This is a genomic window from Nonomuraea recticatena (assembly GCF_039533245.1).
In the GTDB taxonomy this organism is placed as follows: Bacteria; Actinomycetota; Actinomycetes; order Streptosporangiales; family Streptosporangiaceae; genus Nonomuraea; species Nonomuraea roseola.
Map to the genome: position 1 here is coordinate 1 of NZ_BAAATE010000161.1, position 680 is coordinate 680.

General features: G+C 69.9%; 1 pseudogene. It reads left to right on the top strand.

From position 1 onward, the window contains the following. Window position 1: 1 nt before the first annotated feature. Window positions 2-680, top strand: a pseudogene (locus ABFX50_RS50930) (IS5 family transposase); the annotation flags it as partial.

Here is a 680-nt window from a genome sequence, read left to right on the forward strand (position 1 = left end):
GCTGGCGCCTGATGAGTTGTGGGAGTTGTTCCTGCGGGTGGTTCCGCCGGCGCCGACGCGCCCGCAGGGTGGTGGGCGGCGGCGGGTCGACGATCGGGTGATTCTGGCGGCGATCGTGTACGTGGCCACCACGGGGTGCGCTTGGCGGCAGTTGCCGCCGGTGTTCGGCGCCTCCTGGCAGACGGTGCACCGCCGCTTCACCGAGTGGAGCGCCGCCAGGGTGTGGGCCAAGCTGTACCGGATCCTGCTGGACGAGCTCGGCGCTCGCGGCGAGCTGGACTGGTCGCGGTGCGCGGTCGACTCCGTCAGCGTGCGGGCCATGAAAGGGGGGAACTGACAGGCCCGAATCCTGTCGATCGCGGCAAGAAAGGGTCGAAGATCCACCTCATCACCGAACGGACCGGTCTGCCCTTGGCTGTCGCGATCAGCGCCGCCAACGTCCACGACAGCCTGGCCCTGGAACCTCTGGTCCGCAGCATCCCGCCTGTTCGCTCCCGCCGAGGGCCACGTCGGCGCCGACCCGCCAAGCTCCACGGCGACAAGGGCTACGACTATTCCCACCTGCGGACCTTCCTGCACAGCCGGGGCATCATCCCGCGCATCGCCCGCCGCGGGATCGAATCCAGCCAACGCCTGGGACGCCACCGCTGGGTCGTGGAAAGGACGGTCTCGTGGCTGGC